4 protein-coding genes are annotated in these 3,976 nt (G+C 67.5%); all 4 read right to left on the bottom strand.

Annotated elements, in window-relative coordinates; genetic code table 11:
• On the bottom strand, positions 1-927 hold a 927-nt coding region (locus VNN10_13370; protein HXH23011.1), incomplete at its 3' end, for a malate synthase A.
• A 253-nt stretch (positions 928-1,180) separates the two neighbouring features.
• Entirely contained in the window at positions 1,181-2,401 is a 1,221-nt protein-coding gene (locus VNN10_13365; protein ID HXH23010.1) for a hypothetical protein, read from the bottom strand.
• 147 nt (positions 2,402-2,548) lie between these two features.
• Positions 2,549-3,037 (bottom strand): hypothetical protein, encoded by a 489-nt coding sequence (locus VNN10_13360; protein ID HXH23009.1) that lies wholly within the window; start codon positions 3,035-3,037, stop codon positions 2,549-2,551.
• A gap of 14 nt (positions 3,038-3,051) precedes the next feature.
• On the bottom strand, positions 3,052-3,516 hold the full coding sequence (locus VNN10_13355) for a hypothetical protein (protein HXH23008.1): 465 nt from the start codon (positions 3,514-3,516) through the stop codon (positions 3,052-3,054).
• Positions 3,517-3,976 lie beyond the last annotated feature (460 nt).

Raw genomic sequence — 3,976 nt, 5'->3', positions numbered from 1 at the left:
CTCGGTATAGGCGCGCATGAACGGCACTGTCATCGTGACCCGGGCGCGGTCCGGCGTGAGCATGTCCGACCGCGAGCGGAACTTCTTGATCACGCTGAAGATGTAGTCCCAACGCCCCGCGTTCAGCCCGGCCGAGTGCTCGCGCAGTTCGTACAGGATCTCGTCCATCTCGAAGGCGGCGAGGATCGTCTCGATGAGGACGGTCGCCCTGATCGTGCCTACGGGCAGGCCGAGGCGGCGCTCCGAGAAGAGGAAGACGTCGTTCCAGAGGCGGGCTTCGAGGTGGCTCTCCAGCTTCGGCAGGTAGAAGTAGGGCCCGGTGCCCCGCTCCAGGAGCCTGGCCGCGTTTCGGAAGAAGTACAGGCCGAAGTCGAAGAGGCTCCCGGAGATCGGCACGCCATCGACGAGGAGGTGACGCTCGACGAGATGCCAGCCCCGGGGACGGACGACGAGGGTCGCCGTCACGTCGTGGAGGCGGTAGGCGCGGCCGTCGGGGCTTTCGAAGCTGATGACGCGCTCGATGGCGTCCGTCAGGTTGGCCTGGCCTTCGATCATGTTGGCCCACGTGGGGCTGTTCGCGTCCTCGAAGTCGGCCATGAAGACCTTCGCGCCGGAGTTGAGAGCGTTGATCACCATCTTGCGGTCCGTCGGGCCGGTGATCTCGACGCGGCGGTCGGTAAGGTCCGGGGCGGGCGGCGCCACGGACCAGCTGCCCTCGCGCACGCCCTTCGTCTCCTCTAGGAAGTCGGGCAGGGCGCCGGCGTCGAACTCCGCCTGACGCTGCCGCCGGCGCTCGAGCAGCTCGCGCCGCCTGCCTTCGAACTCGCGGTGGAGGTCGTGCAGGAACTGGAGGCTTGCCGGAGTGAGCACCTCGGCCGCGCGGGGGACTTCGCGCGCTCTGATCTCAATGCCGCTGGTCGTGGCCATCGCCCACCTCCTGGCTACTGCGTTGATCTTAGCGCTCCTCCGGAGGGCGCAGACAGCCGGGCCCAGCCGGTTCGCGGCCCGAAGACGAAGGCTTAATGGGACCGTAATGGACAGCGCCTCAGCACCTCAGAGCGTCAGCACTTCACGTACGGACCCCGTGGCCCAAGGAAAGAGTCAAGCGCTCGCTTCAGCGGTTGGCTCCTGCCCGCGCGCATCCGCTTCGCGGCGCGCTTGGTCCAGGGCGGGGCACGGCTCAGACGCCGGCATTGATCCGGCGCACGAGGTCGAAGATCGCCTCATGCTCCGGGGTCGTCTCGCCGGACAGGACTTTCTTCGCCATCTCCTCGACGCCCCAGATGCGGATGAGGGAAGGCTGCTCCGGAAGGAGGACGCGGCCGGCGCAGCGCAGGAGCATGAAGCGGAAGTGGCGCGCCGAATTGCCTGGCTCGCTCAGGTGGCCGAAGGGCTCCGCTTGGCCCTCCGTCACCTCGATCGCGTAGCCCAGGCTGCGGGCCATCTCCCGGTTCTCGTCGCATGTCTGGTAGCCAACGCGCTGGAAGGTGATCGGGTCCGTCCAACGGATGACGGGGAAAGAGTCCCGCTGCGGCGTCTTGTAGTGATAATCGAAGCCCATGACCAGCCGTCCCCGATACTCATCGCCCTCCGCCAGCAGCTTCGAAAAGAGGTCCTGGATCGGGCCGAAGTCCAGACGCCCGGCCGAGGACACGAGGATGAGAGAGCGTGGGAAGACGGAGTTGAGCCGGCGGATGCACTCCAGCACGTAGTCCTCGTCGAGGACCCATCTGTGAGTGCGGAAGCGGTAGAAGGGCTCGTTTTCGGTCTGAACGGCCGGCAGGGAACTGAGGCGCTCGGCGCCGTACTCCCGCGTGAGGGCTTCGAGGAGGCGGCTGGCGTAGTCGCTCGCGGCCTCGGTGAGGGGCGTCCCGGCGCGGATGCGCGCGCCATCGGGCGGGACCTGGACGAAGCCCGGTAGCCAGGACGGGAGGTGCTCCTCCGGCCAGCGAAACGTGCGGATGGGCCCCACGTTGAGGCAGACCTGGAGCCCGTTCCCGAAGGCGTAGTCCAGGTAGGGGCGGTACATCGACAGGTCGATGTGCCCGCGCCGCCACTCGACCCGCTGCCAGCGCAGCCCGAGGCGCACGTGCCTGATGCCGAGGTCTCGGGACAGCCAGTCGAGCGCGGCCAGGGACGCGCCCCTTCGCTCCGCGCCGCCGGTCCACTGCTCCGGCGCAAAGGACGCGCCGAGGGCGACGTTGCGAAAGAGGGTGCCATGCTGGCGCAGGAATTCGTCGTTAGGGAGCGCGGCCGCCGCCCACGCCTCCTGCTGGCGCCACATCTCGCGCGCGTAGTCGAGCCCCTCCCCGGCAGCGAGCAAGGCAGCGCCGGCCGCCGAGAGTTCAAAGAACTGCCTGCGGCTGATCGCCCGGCCCCAGCGCGATACCTTGTCCGCCACGCACAAAGGTTAGCAGCGCGCGGCGCGGAGGGCCGCCGGCACGGGGACGGCGGGCCGCCCTGTCTGGGCGCCGGCCTGGCTCCTCGAGGACGCCCGTCTACCGAGGGCGGAGGCGCATCGAGCCCTCCGCCTCTCCCTCGAGCGGCCTCACTTCAGCATCACGACGTCCATCCGATTTTGGCCTACGAGCCTGCGCCACGTCCTGAGTTGCACGTTCTTGCGCTTGATGCCGGCGGCCTTGAGGAGGCGCTTGCCCTCCTCCAGATAGCCGGCGGGCAGGTACAGGAAGAAGGTCACGTCCTTCAAGCGAGATTCTGGCAGCCAGACCTCACGCGCGTTTCCTTCTGTCAGGAGGTCTGGCGTGAGGACCTCGGCGACCATGCGCGGCTTCCGCTCCGGCCACTCCAGGACGACGATGTCCGGCGTGAGCTCTCGCCCGAGGGTCGTGAAGATGCGCTGGGTAACCTCGGGCTCGTTCACGAACGTCCGGAAGTGAGGAAACTCCGGCGTCGGGAAGGGGAACAGTTGCTCCGCTATGGCCTGGACAGCCTCGACGTGTTGGCGCCGGAAGCTCGCCGCGGACGGTCGGAGTATCTCCTCTACTGGCAGCGCTCTTTCCTTGACACGGATAGCCATGCTCCAACCTCCATTCAGTCTCCTACGCCGATATCGCGCATGAACGCCTCGTAGATGAGGTCCGCCTCGTGCGCAAGGTGGGCGCGGAGGTCAGCGCTCAGGCGGGCGGCGCGCGTCCTGACCTCGCCAGCGTCCGGGAGGGCACTCAGGGAGCTCAGCAGGTCGCGCGCCTCGGCAGCGATGCGGCTGTGGTCCTCGGAGACGACTCGAAGCTCGTGCGGACGGCCGATGGCCGCCTCCAGCTCGCGGACCAGGCCGCGCGGCGCCTCAGCGGCGCGGCAGTGTTCGATGACCGCCTCGATCAGGGGCTGAAGGTCGGCCTTGACCCGCCGGAGCCAGCGAGCCTCGCGCCCCCGCGCCGGCGAGGCGAGTGCGGCCTCGAGGGCGTGGAGGGCCTTGACGATGGCGTCATGCTCGGCGCTCGTGTCGTTCGACAGCCGGGCGTGGTCATCCAGCATTCCCATAGCGCGGCGCTCCAAAGATTCCTGACAATACTATTATAAGGTATCTTGACAACCTCCAGCCCATTTGATACTGAATAACCGGGCTTGCGGTCGGGCGTGGCCCCGGCGGCGCGGCCCCGAGCTGTAGCGAAAGGTTGTCATGTGCATCCGAAGGAGGGCGAGATGGTCAACGGTAATGGACGGGTACTGCTGCGAGCTTGCCGTCACTGCTCCGGCGATCTCTTCCTCGATCGGTATGAGGAGGAGTTCTTCTGCCTCCAGTGCTCGAGGCGCTACAAACTCAGTGACATCCTGAAACGGAAGGCGTCCGCCCGAATTGCAAGGTAGAGAGGGTTGTCATGGTGGGCTACTGGGAACGGACCTCGGTGAAGCGCTACTCCTGGCGCAAGGGAGTGCGCGGCCTTCCCGTCCGCGTTAGCCGGCGCAAGCAGCCCCGGGCCCGACGGACTCGAGTCTGACCTGACTGGCGGGCCGG

The sequence above is a fragment of the Dehalococcoidia bacterium genome, assembly GCA_035574915.1.
Lineage (GTDB): Bacteria > Chloroflexota > Dehalococcoidia > DSTF01 > WHTK01 > DATLYJ01.
The sequence above is the reverse complement of the archived record's forward strand: the minus strand, read 5'-3'. Positions and strand labels throughout refer to the sequence as shown.